The organism is Photobacterium lucens (assembly GCF_009873615.1).
Lineage (GTDB): Bacteria > Pseudomonadota > Gammaproteobacteria > Enterobacterales > Vibrionaceae > Photobacterium > Photobacterium lucens.
Window position 1 is genome coordinate 1 of the sequence record NZ_SSMG01000468.1, and the last position, 14,420, is coordinate 14,420.

Annotated in this window: 14 protein-coding genes; 11 read left to right on the forward strand and 3 right to left on the reverse strand. The window is 43.4% G+C overall.

From position 1 onward, the window contains the following. Positions 1-440: 440 nt before the first annotated feature. The gene (locus E5A76_RS19130) at positions 441-947 is read right to left on the reverse strand and encodes a GNAT family N-acetyltransferase (RefSeq protein WP_161119889.1); all 507 of its coding nucleotides are present in this window, start codon (positions 945-947) and stop codon (positions 441-443) included. 2 nt (positions 948-949) lie between these two features. Then, positions 950-2,122 carry a MerR family transcriptional regulator gene (locus E5A76_RS19135; RefSeq protein ID WP_161119890.1) on the reverse strand — a complete coding sequence of 391 codons (1,173 nt, stop codon included), beginning with the start codon at positions 2,120-2,122 and terminating at the stop codon, positions 950-952. Positions 2,123-2,337: 215 nt separating this feature from the next. On the opposite strand from E5A76_RS19135, the gene E5A76_RS19140 reads away from it, so the two are divergent. Then, positions 2,338-2,706, forward strand: a complete 369-nt coding sequence (locus tag E5A76_RS19140) for a cell envelope integrity TolA C-terminal domain-containing protein (RefSeq protein ID WP_161119891.1) — start codon at positions 2,338-2,340, stop codon at positions 2,704-2,706. 58 nt (positions 2,707-2,764) lie between these two features. On the opposite strand, the gene E5A76_RS19145 is transcribed toward E5A76_RS19140, so the two are convergent. Further along, on the reverse strand, positions 2,765-3,418 hold the full coding sequence (locus tag E5A76_RS19145; RefSeq protein ID WP_161119892.1) for a YoaK family protein: 654 nt from the start codon (positions 3,416-3,418) through the stop codon (positions 2,765-2,767). A 281-nt stretch (positions 3,419-3,699) separates the two neighbouring features. Here E5A76_RS19145 and E5A76_RS19150 point away from each other — a divergent pair, with 281 nt between their 5' ends. From E5A76_RS19150 to fdhF, 10 genes are all read left to right on the forward strand, one after another. Continuing rightward, positions 3,700-4,314, forward strand: coding sequence for a 4Fe-4S dicluster domain-containing protein (locus E5A76_RS19150; protein ID WP_042117793.1), 615 nt, complete (start codon positions 3,700-3,702; stop codon positions 4,312-4,314). Then, positions 4,311-6,245, forward strand: coding sequence for a proton-conducting transporter transmembrane domain-containing protein (locus E5A76_RS19155; protein WP_161119893.1), 1,935 nt, complete (start codon positions 4,311-4,313; stop codon positions 6,243-6,245). The genes E5A76_RS19150 and E5A76_RS19155 overlap by 4 nt, the downstream gene beginning before the upstream one ends. Further along, positions 6,245-7,198 (forward strand): respiratory chain complex I subunit 1 family protein, encoded by a 954-nt coding sequence (locus E5A76_RS19160; RefSeq protein WP_161119894.1) that lies wholly within the window; start codon positions 6,245-6,247, stop codon positions 7,196-7,198. The genes E5A76_RS19155 and E5A76_RS19160 overlap by 1 nt, the downstream gene beginning before the upstream one ends. Positions 7,199-7,207: 9 nt before the next feature. Continuing rightward, positions 7,208-8,962: a hydrogenase large subunit gene (locus E5A76_RS19165; protein WP_161119895.1), complete on the forward strand. Its 1,755-nt coding sequence runs from the start codon at positions 7,208-7,210 to the stop codon at positions 8,960-8,962. A gap of 8 nt (positions 8,963-8,970) precedes the next feature. Next, a complete protein-coding gene (locus E5A76_RS19170) occupies positions 8,971-9,519 on the forward strand; it encodes a formate hydrogenlyase complex iron-sulfur subunit (RefSeq protein ID WP_045065325.1) in 549 nt (182 codons plus the stop codon). Continuing rightward, positions 9,516-10,349 (forward strand): NADH-quinone oxidoreductase subunit B family protein, encoded by an 834-nt coding sequence (locus tag E5A76_RS19175; RefSeq protein ID WP_161119896.1) that lies wholly within the window; start codon positions 9,516-9,518, stop codon positions 10,347-10,349. Before E5A76_RS19170 ends, E5A76_RS19175 begins: the two co-directional genes overlap by 4 nt. Further along, positions 10,342-10,806 (forward strand): formate hydrogenlyase maturation HycH family protein, encoded by a 465-nt coding sequence (locus E5A76_RS19180; protein WP_107166315.1) that lies wholly within the window; start codon positions 10,342-10,344, stop codon positions 10,804-10,806. Before E5A76_RS19175 ends, E5A76_RS19180 begins: the two co-directional genes overlap by 8 nt. A gap of 32 nt (positions 10,807-10,838) precedes the next feature. Next, complete coding sequence (gene hycI / locus E5A76_RS19185) at positions 10,839-11,333, forward strand: hydrogenase maturation peptidase HycI (protein ID WP_161119897.1); 495 nt, start codon at positions 10,839-10,841, stop codon at positions 11,331-11,333. A 277-nt stretch (positions 11,334-11,610) separates the two neighbouring features. After that, positions 11,611-12,159, forward strand: coding sequence for a 4Fe-4S binding protein (locus E5A76_RS19190; protein ID WP_008989669.1), 549 nt, complete (start codon positions 11,611-11,613; stop codon positions 12,157-12,159). Between the two features lie 54 nt (positions 12,160-12,213). Beyond that, positions 12,214-14,358 carry a formate dehydrogenase subunit alpha gene (gene fdhF / locus E5A76_RS19195; RefSeq protein ID WP_081001722.1) on the forward strand — a complete coding sequence of 715 codons (2,145 nt, stop codon included), beginning with the start codon at positions 12,214-12,216 and terminating at the stop codon, positions 14,356-14,358. Positions 14,359-14,420 lie beyond the last annotated feature (62 nt).

A 14,420-nucleotide genomic window follows, 5' to 3' on the forward strand; every position in this document is an offset into this window, starting at 1 on the left:
ATGATACAAATATGGAGAATGTTGACGTCGTTTAAATATAAACTTTAAATATGGTTGGGCTTTTATATGATGATATTCAGGAGTGTGAAAGTTGTTATAAGTTTAATTATTATTAGCTTATGTTGTAGCTCAGCATTGGCATATAATTAACAACCGCAAGGTTTAGCTGCTAATATGTTAAGTCAACTACAAGATAGTAGCCAGGTTGATTATATTAATGTAGGAAGTTGGCTAATAGATAATGGAGGGTATAATAAGTCGAATGGTCGATTAGATTTATATTCTCAAGAGACTCAACAAATAAGCTTGCGAATATTGACTGATCATACCGACTATTTTGAGAAAGTATCTCAGGGCTATAAGTATTTTTAATAGCTTTACTAACTGAAAACGCAATACAGTATAAAGCTGACATTATCATGTCAGCTTTCTTTTCATGTTTATTCAAAAAACGCTGGGTGATAGCTCACTTCACCTACGGGAATTGAATCTGTTATCGGCAGGGCTAAGAAATACTCTGCGGGTACTCCTGTTAGAGTTAATTCTGGCAGTGCTTTAAAATCAAATCGATTATAATATTCAGGTTCACCTAATAGTACGAACCCTTCAGCACCATGCTCTTTTAACTGTGCTAACCCTTGGTTAATTAACGCCTTACCAATCCCATTGTTTTGATGCTCTGGCGATACTGATACAGGTGCTAAACCGTACCAGTTAGTCGTTTCACCATTGATAAGTACAGGAGAGAAAGCGATATGACCAACAACTTGATTGTTTACTTTAGCCACTAACGATAGTGTTAAAGCGTTAGCGTCACGTAGACGATTGACGATCAAGTGCTCAGTTGGCGCTGCGCCCGGTTCATGATGAGGATGATCTTTAAATGCGCTGTAAGTCAGCGTTTCAATTGCAGTAATATCTGAATCTTTTTCAGCTCGAATGATCATGTTTAACCTTTGTTCTTTAATACAAATAATTGATAGCCGTATTGGCCTAAATAGCGCTCATGAATATGGATTTCGTTCTTAATGTCTGTAATAGCATTTGACGTGAAATGCTGACTATCTAATTGAGCTAGCTTGTTTTGTAATGGTGCTAGGTAGTTTGTCCATGATTGATCACTTTGGGTAAAGTGACTGATCACTTCAAAACCTGCTTGCTGCATTTGTTTAATTCGTTGCTTGCTGGTGGTCATATCTGGATAGTTTTGTTGCCAGAAATCCACAGCTTCTTGGCTTGGACTATCGGTTAACCACACCAAGTCGCTGATCACCAAATAACCATTAGCCTTAATTAATGGTTGCCATTGTTTAAGGGCTTGCTCAACACCCATGATGTAAGCGCTGCCTTCAGCCCACAGCACATCAAAACGTTGCGCTTCAAAAGGCATGGCGGTCATGCTGGCGCAAACAGTAGTAATACGATGTTCAAGTCCGTTTTCGATGGCTGTTTCGTTTACACAACTTAAGTTGTATTCATCGTTATCTAACGCAGTGATATGAAAATCGCCATGTTTAGCTAGCAGGGTGGTGACAACGCCTTTACCACAGCCGATATCTAATACTTCACCGGATGTTATGGGTAATGTTTCAAGTGCTTTTAGTGAGTCATCATCACAACTAGGGCCAAGTCGCTCTAAATCATCAAAGATCGTTTCAAAATCTGCCATGTATTGCTCATGTTCGTTCATATCTTTCGACAGCCATTTTAATCGCAAAGCTTGTTTTTCACTGAAACCTTGCTTCATTAGCCATTCTAAATGCGCTGAAGGTGCGGCTGATTCCATTGATTGGTGCCACTCTTTCATCGAATTCATACCCAGCATGGCAGAAAGCAAATCACGGGCTTTCTGCTTTTGTGCGATCTCTTCATCGAGGATATTCAGCCTTTGTAGCAATAGTTCTCTGTCAATTTGGGCATCTAAACAGGCTTGGCACTCTTTTAGTGAAAGCCCACCTGCTTGTAGTTGCTGTAACAGTTTTACTCGCTGCACATCTTTGTCGGTATAGCCACGATAGCCGTTACTTAAGCGTGTGCCAGTGATCAGTTTAAGCTTCTCGTAATAGAGTAATGTGGAGCGACTTAATCCCACTTTTTGCGCTAATTCAGAAATACGGTACATGGTAGCTTTCCCTTTAATTGATAAGTGAACTATAAACTATGAAGCTTTAGACAGGTCAAGAGTTTTGAGAGTGATATTGCGAATTGAGATGTAACACGTATTGAATAAGTGCTTTGTGTTTAAAGCGAGAGTCGAGATATGAAATCTGACTATAAAATTGCTTATTGTTGATAAGGGTTTTTTAATTTTTGAAACAAGGATAGGTTATAGAACGCATGAAACCGTTTCTTATTGTTGGCGTTATCTTAGCTGCTGTGACATGTAATGTGAGTGGCGAAGAAATTAGTGATTTAGAGGGGTTATTTGTTAATGAGCCAACCGTTATCACCCAATATTCTGATGTATATATGCGATTGTTACGTGAAGAAATGGGTGATTTAAGTGCTTATCGAGGTTCAGAATGTGCTTTAAATATGCATCTAAGCGATAAAGGTTTGGTTGAGCGTGTCGAAATGCAATCACAGAGTAAGTTATGTCGAGTGGCATTTAATGCTATTTGGGAAATTGCGTTTTTTCCATTGCCTGCTGACAAACAAGATGCAGATAAGCTCAGAGATATGAAGTTATTGGTGTCACCACAATAGAATTGAGCTAAAAAGCCGACATCGCGTCGGCTTTATCGTTTTACTCTTCGCAACCTAATCAATCATCTTCGACTTCATGCGTCCAGAATAAGATCCCTGATGCGATAAGAGTTAATACGATAGGGACAATTAAGGCGTAGCGGAAAGAGTAATCCATCACGTGTGTACCAACAATTGCGCCTATAAAGATAGCTAACCATGAATTGAAATGACGGAAAAAGGTGCTGCTAGTGCCTTTACCCATTAAGAGCATGGCAATGGATCGCCCTGTGTTAACTAAAAATCCGGTCACGTAAGTAAGAGCCGTGGCTTTTTCAATGGTAAAACGTAACGCAATGTTTTGTACGCCCATGGCAAAACTAAGCAGGAAGCTAGTCACGATAGGGGAGTAAATAGGCTCGACATAAAGGGTAATGATCAGCGTCGCTGACACTAATGCCATTATCGTACTGCGATAAAAGGGTTTGTTTGCCAGTGCTATTGCTTCACCGACAGCTGCACCGAATACAAACAGTAAGATCACTCCGATGTAGTGCCATGCTTGTGGCATATTGCCTGAAGTTAGCAAGATACCTACGTGGGTGGTGTTACCACTCATAAAAGAGACAAATAAACCATTTTTTAAATGGAGAAAGCCAATGGCATCAACGATACCTGCAATAAATAACAGGTAGAACGGCATGGTTGAATGAAGACGTATTTTTTTAATCATTAGTATGTTGTTTCAAGCGTAGGTGGTTATTGTTATCCATTGGGTAAAACAATCCCTTATGTTCGTCGTTTTGTGTCGACATTGATGTCGAAATAAAGTGTCGATACCGGTGTCGAGGTGCGCAGATCCTACGCCCATTTTTATTCTTTGGTAATACTAACCTTAGACCAGGAAATGAAATCTTAGATAAGTAAATGATCTTTAGAAAATAAAATCAATAAATACCTTATTGGTATGATAATTGCTTTTGGTGATGCTTTTTGCAATTAACTGGAAAGATCATGAAAAGCTTTGTTGTTGCAGATCCCGACAAGTGCATAGGCTGTGGCACCTGCATGGCAGCGTGTTCAGAGGCACATAAGAAAGTCGGACTGCAAAGTCATCCTCGTCTTACCGTGGTTAAGCATGACAATGCTACGGCACCTGTGATGTGTCGCCACTGTGAAGATGCGCCTTGTGCGGCTGTGTGTCCGGTACAAGCTATTTCTAAACAAGCAGATCGTGTCGTTCTTAACGAGTCGCTTTGTGTTGGCTGTACCTTATGTGCAGTTGCATGTCCGTTTGGTGCGATTGCCTTTGATGGTAGCCGACCAATCGCGATGGCGAACAGCTACGATACTTATATCCCATCAACACCTCGCTCAAGTAATCCTTCGACTTCCATTCCTAGCACCTTTGGTCAAGATATTTTGGCATGGGAACCCGGTGTGAAAAGCATCGCTGTGAAATGTGATTTATGTGGTTTCCGTGAAGAAGGCCCCGCTTGTGCGCAGGTATGTCCGACACAAGCCATTGTGCTAATCGATGAAAATAAAGTAATGAAAGCACGCCACAGTAAACGTGAAAACGCTGCTGACAGTGCCGTTTCTGTGAAATGTGGAGCAGTGAACAAATGAATCCGTTAGTTTTAGTTTTGTTTGCTGTGATCAGCTATGGCGTTGCGGCATTAATTTCTGGCCTAGGTCGTCATGATGAGCGTGATAGCTTACGTTTAGCCGGCGTGATCAGTGCCTTTGGTGGGGTGTTTGGCGTACTTGCTGGTGTTTCAACTATTGTTGGTCATTACGATTCGGCAGATGTGGCAGCAGCAGCCAACTGTGTGGTGAATATGGATATGCTTTCAGCCTTAATGGTGGTGGTAATATCCATAGTGACCATGGCAGCATCGATTTACTCTATTAACTACCTAAAAGAGTATTTGGGTAAATCTGGCTGGAAGATCAACATTCTTTTCAACATCTTTGCTGCAGCAATGACGGTGTTAGTTATCTCGTCTAACGTGATCACTTTTATGGTGTTCATGGAAGTGGTCTCTATCGCTTCATGGCTGATTGTGATCAGCGATGGCAGCCTTAACAGCCGTAAAGCAGGTCTGAATTATTTCATTGTTGATCATATTGCGAGCCTGTTGATCATGGCGGCATTTTTGATCTTATCTGTGAATGCACAGAGCTATGATTTTAGTGCTTTCACTGCTGTGCCATTAAGCGCAGGTCTTGCTTCATTAACTTTCCTACTGGCATTAGTTGGCTTTGGTATTAAAGCGGCTGGCATTGGTTTACATGGTTGGTTAATTAAAGCTTATCCAATTTCCCCATCTTACTGCTCGACGCTTATTTCCTGTGTCATGGTGAAAATTGGTATCTACGGTATTCTAAAATTCAGCATTCTATTTCTTGGTGCGACCCAATTATGGTGGGGCTTCTTGGTGCTGATCTTCGGTGCGGTATCGTCTGTACTAGGTGTAATGTACGCATTAGCAGAGCATGATATTAAACGTCTATTGGCTTACCACACCATTGAAAACATTGGCATCATCTTAATTGGTGTTGGTGTGAGCATGATTGGCATTGCTAGCCATCATCCAGTGCTTGCGCTATTGGGTTTACTTGGCGGTTTATACCACTTATTAAACCATGCGATTTTCAAAGGCTTATTGTGTTTAGGCTCTGGCTCAATTGTTTATCGTATGCATACCAAAGACATGGACAAAATGGGCGGTCTTGGTAAAACCATGCCAAAAACCGCACTGGCATTTTTAATTGGTACTTTAGCGATTTGTGCATTGCCGCCATTTAACGGCTTTGTGTCTGAGTGGTTTATTTACCAATCACTATTTAGCATGGGTAAAGTAGGTACAGCGAGCAATATGCTGTTTGGCCCATTCGGTATGGTGATGCTGGCACTAACAGGTGCATTAGCTTGTATGTGTTTTGTGAAGGTTTACGGTATTTGCTTTACTGGCGCACCGAAAACAGAACATGCTGCTAATACTCGTGAAGTAGGCACAGCCATGACAACAGCAACCACGATGCTAGCGATTTTATGTATCGTACTCGGTGTTGGCTCACCTTGGATTGCACCTTACTTCTCAGCGATTGCATCTTCCATGCTTCATCTAGCTCCTGCTCCTGTTGCAACAGGCAGTGCAATTTATCCTGTTGTTGCTAGTCAAGCGATCCTATCAACACCTGTGATTGCCATCATGTTGATGGTCTTTGTCCTTGTTCCAGCGGCATTGCTGTATGTGTTCCGCCAACGTCGTTTAGAGCGTCGTCAACAAGGCGAACCTTGGGCATGTGGTTACCAATATGAGCAACGCATGACAGTATCAGCTGAAGGTATTACTCGCCCGATGCGTCATATGTTCAGCTTCATTTACGACAACCGTCCAAAGCAGTCTTTGGTTGATCGTCATGTATTACCACATCTATTTGCGGTAGCTGATGGTAGCCAGCTTGATGGTCGTAAAGTGTGCATTCTTTGCTGTGTGGCTGCGCTGTTTGTGGTGCTGTTCTTTCCTCTAATTTCAGGAGTGGCTTGCTAATGTCTCCACTTGAAATGCCGTCAGCTGGTTGGATCACACTGGCTGTTATTCAGGCTTTATTAATGCTATTGCTTGCCCCTTTAGCTACCGGTTTTACCCGTGTTATTCGTGCGAAAATTCACTCTCGCCAAGGACCGGGTATTTTCCAAGATTACCGTGATATTTATAAGTTGCTGCAACGTCAGTCTGTAGCGCCATCGAATGCGGGATTCATTTTTTGGATCACGCCTTGGGTATTAGTGATCACCATGTTGTTGATCGCTATGGCATTGCCAACGGTGACACAAGTATCACCGTTCCCGATTTCTGGCGACATCATTACTGATATTTACTTATTAGCGATTTTCCGTTTCTTCTTTGCGTTATCAGGTATTGATTCAAACAGTATGTTTGGTGGTTTAGGCAGTAGCCGCGAATTAACCCTTGGCATCTTAGTAGAGCCAATGTTGATCCTGTCGATTGTGGTTGTTGCATTAGCAATGGGTACAACCGATCTTGGTTATATCAGTCACGCAATGGCAAACGATAGCTGGCATTCACCGTTAGCAATTATCTTGGCAGGTCTTGTCTGTACATTTGCGCTGTTTATTGAAATGGGTAAGTTACCGTTCGATAGTGCAGAAGCCGAGCAAGAGCTACAAGAAGGTCCTGTTACTGAATATTCAGGTGCAGGTTTAGCGATGGTGAAATTAGGTCTAGGTCTAAAGCAGCTCGTTGTTGCTCAGTTCTTCTTAGCGATCTTCATTCCTTGGGGTAAAGCCCAAACATTAGGTTTCGGTAGCTTATTAGGTGCCACCGTTATTCTATTCATCAAGCTATTGGTGGTTTTCTTCATTGCAGGTATTGCAGAAAACACCATGGCACGCTTTCGCTTTATGAGCATTCACCGCGCGTTATTCCCGGTATTTCTCGTTGCCGTATTGGCACTTATCTTTTTAATTTTTGGTTGGTAAGAAACAGTAATGACAAACAATACATTTGAACAATATGCCACTAAGCCGCAGTCAAATCGGATTGGCAAACAGTATGTCGATGGTGTGAATCATTTCTTTCCATCAGCCATTATTGATGAAGAGTGGCAGACTGATAACCAAGTGACGATCACGGTAAAAATGACCTCATTAGTCGAAGTGATGAAGTGGCTTTACTACGATCAAGGCGGTTGGTTAACCGTTACGTTCGGTAATGATGAGCGTAGCCTAAATGGTCACTTTGCGGTATATCACGCCCTTTCTATGGAAGGAGAAGTGAAAAGCTGGGTAACGGTAAAAGTATTAGTTGATGCCAATAGCCAAGAGTTTATTTCTATCACCCCAACTATTCCTGCGGCAGTGTGGGGCGAGCGTGAAGTACGTGATATGTACGGCTTACGTCCAGTTGGTCTACCTGATGAGCGCCGTTTAGTACTACCAGATGACTGGCCTGAAGATCTTCACCCATTGCGTAAAGATGCGATGGATTACCGTCAGCGTCCACAGCCAACCACAGAAACTGAAACCTATCAGTTCGATAACCAATTAGGTGACGACAGCAACCGCATCGTGCCTGTAGGTCCACTGCATATTACCTCTGATGAACCGGGACACTTCCGTTTATTCGTTGACGGTGAAGACATTGTTGATGCGGATTACCGTATGTTCTACGTTCACCGTGGTATGGAAAAACTGGCAGAAACACGCATGGGTTACCATGAAGTGGCACAGTTGACTGACCGTGTGTGCGGTATTTGTGGTTTTACTCATAGCGTGGGTTACAGCAATACCATCGAAAATGCATTATCAGTCGATGTGCCATTCCGTGCCAAGATGATCCGTACTGTTTTACTTGAAGTTGAACGTCTACACAGTCACTTATTAAACATTGGTTTATCGAGCCACTTTGTTGGTTTTGACTCAGGTTTCATGCAGTTCTTCCGTGTTCGTGAAAAGACCATGGAATTGGCGGAGCTACTAACAGGTGCCCGTAAAACTTACGGTATGAACCTGATCGGTGGTGTACGTCGTGACTTTTTGAAAGAGCAACGCCTGAAAGGTATTGCGATGGTGAAAGAAGTACGTAAAACCTTCTCTGAGTTGGTGGAAGTGTTGCTGGCTACACCTAATATCGAAAGCCGTATTGCAGGTGTCGGTATTTTATCAAAAGACATCGCTCGTGATTACAGCCCAGTGGGTCCACTGATCCGTGCTAGTGGTTTTAAGCGTGATGTACGTATTGTTCATGGTCAATCATTAGAGTCCTACGGCAGTGTGCCGATTGAACTGCAAAGCATGGAAAACGGTGATGTGCAGTCTCGTGTGATGGTGCGTATCCGTGAAGTGTTTGATTCATTAAACATTGTTGAATACGGTCTTGATCACCTTCCACCGGGCACAATTTTAACGGAAGGCTTTAACTACGTACCGAACAAATTCGCATTAGGCTTTACCGAAGCGCCTCGTGGTGAAAACGTACACTGGAGCATGACAGGGGATAACCAAAAACTCTTCCGCTGGCGTTGTCGTGCTGCAACGTATGCAAACTGGCCAACCCTTCGTTATATGTTACGTGGTAACACCGTGGCTGATGCACCGTTAATCATCGGTAGTTTGGATCCATGTTACTCATGTACAGACCGTGTCACCATTGTTGATACCAAGAAGAAGCGCAGTAAAACCATTCCATATAAAGCGATTGAGCAATACAGCATCGACCGTAAAAACTCACCGTTCAAACTGTAGGAGGCGTTGTGTTTAAGTTATTAAAGACCGTCTTAAAAACCGGTGAAGTGACAACCAAATACCCATTCGCACCATTGGAAGTCAGTGAAGACTTCCGTGGTAAGCCTGAGCTAGATGCAGATCAGTGTCTGTCTTGTGGTGCGTGTATGCGTGCTTGTCCTGCTAATGCCTTGGTGATGGAAACCGATGAAAAAGCAGGGACTCGCCGTTGGGAATTGTCGATGGCTCGTTGTATCTACTGCGGTCGTTGTGAAGAAGTGTGCCCAACCAAAGCCATTAAGCTGTCGCAGAACTTTGAATTAGCGGTAACACGTAAAGAAGATCTGTACGAACATGCGGTATTCCAACTGGCGAATTGTCGTCAGTGTGAGCGTCCATTTGTGGCGAAAAAACTATTGGAATATGTGCTCGATACCTTAGCGCAAAGCGGAGTATCACAAGATCAACTGCATTTACGTCGTCAACAGCTCGAAACCTGCCCTGAATGTCGTCGTTGTAACAACATGCTTGATAGCGAAAACGTCAGTCATCTACGTTACCTTGAGGAGGAAATGTGAAAGGTATTAAACAGCTAAATGGCACAGCCCATACCCAAACTGTTCCTGTTCCATTACCGCCTAATAGCCAGAAATTAAAAGATGCGCTGATTAAGCAAATTCGTCGTTCGGCTTATGTTTACCGTGTTGACTGTGGTGGTTGTAACGCCTGTGAAATTGAAATTTTTGCAGCAACAACACCTGTCTTTGATGCTGAGCGTTTTGGTATCAAGGTCGTCGCATCACCTCGCCATGCTGATATTTTGCTATTTACCGGTGCTGTGACCCGTGCCATGCGTGCTCCTGCACTTCGTGCTTATGAAGCAGCTCCTGATCCTAAGATTGTGATTTCTTACGGTGCTTGTGGTTGTGATGGCGGTATCTTCCACGACCTATATTGTGTGTGGGGCGGTACTGACAAAATCGTACCTGTAGATGTCTACATTCCGGGCTGTCCGCCAACCCCTGCGGCAACAATTTACGGTTTTGCAGTCGCATTAGGTTTGCTTGATCAGAAACTTAAAGCGAAAACGCATAATCCTGATGAGCAAAAAGCGAGTCTTAAGCACACCGAAATTCCACTAGATATTAAGGTGATGATTGAGCGTCAAGCTCGCTTATTAGCAGGTTACGTTCAAGGTCAACGTATTGCCGATGAAGTGATGGATGTGTTAGCAACCTGTAGTGCCGATAACGTTGATAGTAAAATTGCGGATTACCTAGCAGAAAAAGACGATCCTCGTTTAACCGAAATCGTCAACATTCTGCTGAGTAAAACCATGGCTGCATTAACGGGACAAGTAGCGTGTCATTCTGAAAACAAACCTTGCTGTGGAGGCGATCATGCCTAATAGCAAGGCGTTAGATCTACCTGAAGCATTAACGCAATCTCGTCACCTTGAGCAGAATGTGTATTTCTACAGCTTAGGTCGCAAGTTTGTTGATGAAAGCTACGATGTGCCAGAAGAAGCCAAGCAAATCATGTACTACAGCTTAGCGATTGGTCACCATCTAGGTGTGGTTGATTGTTTAGATGCGGTATTGAAATGTTCAGGTCATGAGTACCTTGAGTGGATCAGTGGATTAGACCAAAACGGTGAAGCATTTCGTAAAATGAAAGGCTTTTTAGTGTTTGGGGAAATCACGATTTACCCAGAGCATTTAAACATGCTGGCACTGGCGTTTGATCGTATCGACAGTCGTACTCAAAACGAAAAGTCACAGCAACTGACAAGTGGTTTTATTGATGCGCTGGGGGCGATCCATCGTGAGCCGACCATGTACATGATGATCCGTGGAGGACGCTAAGCATGATAGAAGAAATTAGCCTTTCTTCTGTGATGGGCGAGAGTGTGTCGAATGACGGTGTCGATCTGTCGGTCAGCAATATTGTGCTGACTGTTGGCAACAGCATGATGGCAGATGACGGTGCAGGTCCTTTGCTCGCTAAGATGATGAAGGATAATCCTATTGCCGATTGGAGCGTGCTGGAAGGCGGCTCTATGCCTGAAGATTGCTTACATTTGATCCGCAAAGCAATGCCGAAACGGGTGATTGTAGTGGATGCGGCTGATATTGGCGAAGAAGCAGGGGAAGTGCGTGTCATTGATCCTGAAACCATCGTTGATATGTATGTGGTATCGACGCACAGCTTGCCGCTCAACTTCTTAATCGACGAGCTCAAGACGTTTGTGCCAGAAGTGATCTTTATCGGTATTCAACCTGCGATTGTTGCTTTTTCATTCCCACTGACGGAGATGGTGCAACAAGGTGTCGAACAAATTTATCGACAATTGCCGACATGGCAAGGCTCTGGCGGTTTTGAGCATTGTTAGCGTTAAATTGCATGGGTGACGATGCCTAATCGTTTACCTGTCGATAAAGTGTCGATGAGATGTGACGAAGTGTGTCGATAAGGGTTATCGATACGTATCAAGCATGTTCATCCCTGTAAATAAAGCCTGATTACGATCAGGCTTTATTTTTTTGTCTTAAATATTAATGAGTTGAGTTTTTATTGTTCTAGGTGTAAAAACTGGCATAGCTCATGCTTATAAGGTATCGCAATGCGAAAGTGTATTGCGATGTATCGACATCAACAAGGGATACACCATGAACCGATTTGTATTTGCAGATCCCAACTTGTGTATTGGATGCCGAACTTGTGAAATCGCTTGTGCGTTATCGCATCAAGCTGAAAATACGGCTGCTGGAATGGAACCATCGGATTTTTCACCACGTTTAACTGTCGTGAAAAATGCCCATGTAACTACGCCTGTAATGTGTCGTCAATGTGATGATGCGCCGTGTGCTCAGGTTTGTCCCAATAACGCCATCGTTTTAGAAGATGGTTTTGTCAAAGTGATTCAGTCACGTTGTATTGGTTGTAAAACCTGCGTTATTGCATGTCCTTACGGTGCAATGAATGTAGTAACAACGATGGTTGAAGAGACAAAAGGCGCTGCGTTATTTGCACGTAAAGTGCCGCAAACCCAAGCATTAAAATGTGATTTATGTCATCACCAAGAGTCTGGTCCTTCTTGTGTTCAAGTTTGTCCTACTGGTGCGATTCGAATCATTGAGCCTGAGACGTTGACTGAAACCAGCCAACAGAAACGTGAAGCAGCAGCAATGAGCGCTGTGGTAGCAACAGGTTGCTAGGTGATTGTTTAATCACAACGATATTGACGTTTATTATTACAACCCAAGGTTAGTATGAAGAAATCAATTGTTGTTTGTCCCTACTGTGGTACTGGGTGCAAACTAAAATTGGTTGTCGAAAATAACAAGGTAATAGCAGCAGAGCCTGCAGATGGCCGTACCAACGAAGGTCAACTGTGTTTAAAAGGTTACTATGGCTGGGATTTCCTTAACGACACCAATTTATTAACACCACGCTTGAAGCAGCCGATGATCCGCCGCTCACGTGATGCAGCATTAGAAGCTGTATCATGGGATGAAGCGCTAGATTTCGCTAGTGAAAAGCTAATGGCTATCAAGCAGAAGTACGGTCCTGATGCGATCATGACAACAGGTTCTGCTCGTGGTCCAGGTAACGAAGCTAACTATGTGATGCAGAAGCTCGCACGTGCGGTGATAGGGACGAATAACGTCGATCACTGCGCCAGGGTGTGACACGCTCCATCAGTCTCCGGTCTGGAGACAACAGTAGGTAATGGCGCAATGAGTAACGCTATTCCCGAAATTCAAAAAACAAAATGTTTACTCATATTCGGTTACAACGCAGCGGATTCTCACCCAGTTGTAGCAAGGCACATTCTTAAGGCTCGCACTAATGGTGCGAAGATCATTGTTTGCGACCCACGTAAGATTGAATCTGCACGTGTCGCTGATCAATGGTTAGCGTTGAAGAACGGTTCAAACATGGCACTTGTTAACGCATTAGCAAATGTCATTATTGAAGAAAACTTATACGACAAAGACTATGTAACCAACAACACTGAAGGGTTTGAGGCATTCCGCGAGCTTGTTTCTCGCTACACACCTGAAAGCGTTGAAGAAACCACTGGCCTTAAAGCAGAAGACATTCGCTTAGCTGCACGTACCTATGCCGCAGCACCAGAAGCAATGATCCTTTGGGGCATGGGTGTTACACAGTACGGTCAAGCGGTAGATGTAGTACGTGGTTTAGCAGCACTTGCATTGCTAACCGGTAACTTTGGTCGTGAAGGTGTAGGTTGTGGCCCAGTTCGTGGTCAAAACAACGTGCAAGGTACCTGTGATATGGGTATGTTGCCACACCAATACCCAGGTTATCAGTCAGTAGAAGATGCTGATGTACGTGCGAAATTTGAAGCGGCTTGGGGTGTTCCATTATCAGCGAAGCCGGGTTACCGCTTAACTGAAATTGGTCACAAAGTAGAGGAAGGGATCTGTAAAGCATTCTATGTTTTCGGTGAAGATCCAGCCCAAACTGAAGCCGATCTTGCTGCAATGCGTGAAACCATGCGCAAGATGGAATTGGTGATTGTTCAAGATATCTTCATGACACAAACAGCAGAATTTGCTGATGTGATCTTCCCGGCAACCAGCTGGGGTGAGCATGAAGGTGTTTACAGTAGTGCCGACCGTGGTTTCCAACGTTTCTACAAGGCAATTACGCCACCAGAAAACGTGAAACCTGACTGGGAAATCTTCAGTCTGTTAGCAACCCGTATGGGTTACCCAATGTCTTATCAAAATACCCAAGAAATTTGGGATGAGATGCGTCAGCTTGCACCGTTATACACAGGTGTAACTTACGAAAAGATGGAAGGGTTGAAATCTGTACAGTGGCCTTGTCCAACAGAAGATCACCCGGGTACACCGTTCTTGTTTGAAGGCAATACATTCAGTACGCCATCAGGCAAAGGTCAGTTTATCGGTGCAGAATGGCGTGCGCCATTAGAGCAACCGGACGCTGAATACCCATTGGTATTATCTACTGTGCGTGAAGTAGGCCATTACTCTTGTCGTTCAATGACAGGTAACTGCTCTGCATTACAAACACTGGCAGATGAACCGGGTTATGTGCAAATGCACCCTGATGATGCGCGTCAATTAGGTATTGATGATCAACAGTTGGTTTGGGTGTCATCACGTCGCGGTAAAATTATTTCACGTGCGAACTACAATGAACGTGTAAATAAAGGCGTTGTGTACATGACTTACCAATGGTGGATTGGTGCATGTAACGAATTAACCATTGAACATGTGGATCCAATTTCAAGTACACCTGAATTTAAATACTGTGCCGTTAAGGTAGAAAATATTGATGATCAGGCATGGGCTGAAAATCATGTACAAACTGAGTACACGAAATTAAAAGCGCGCTTGAAGAACCATGTTGTTAATGCTTAATGACAAAAAATAGGTTTATTTGTTTATTTTAATAAGCGAATAAACCATTAATGAAAATAAGG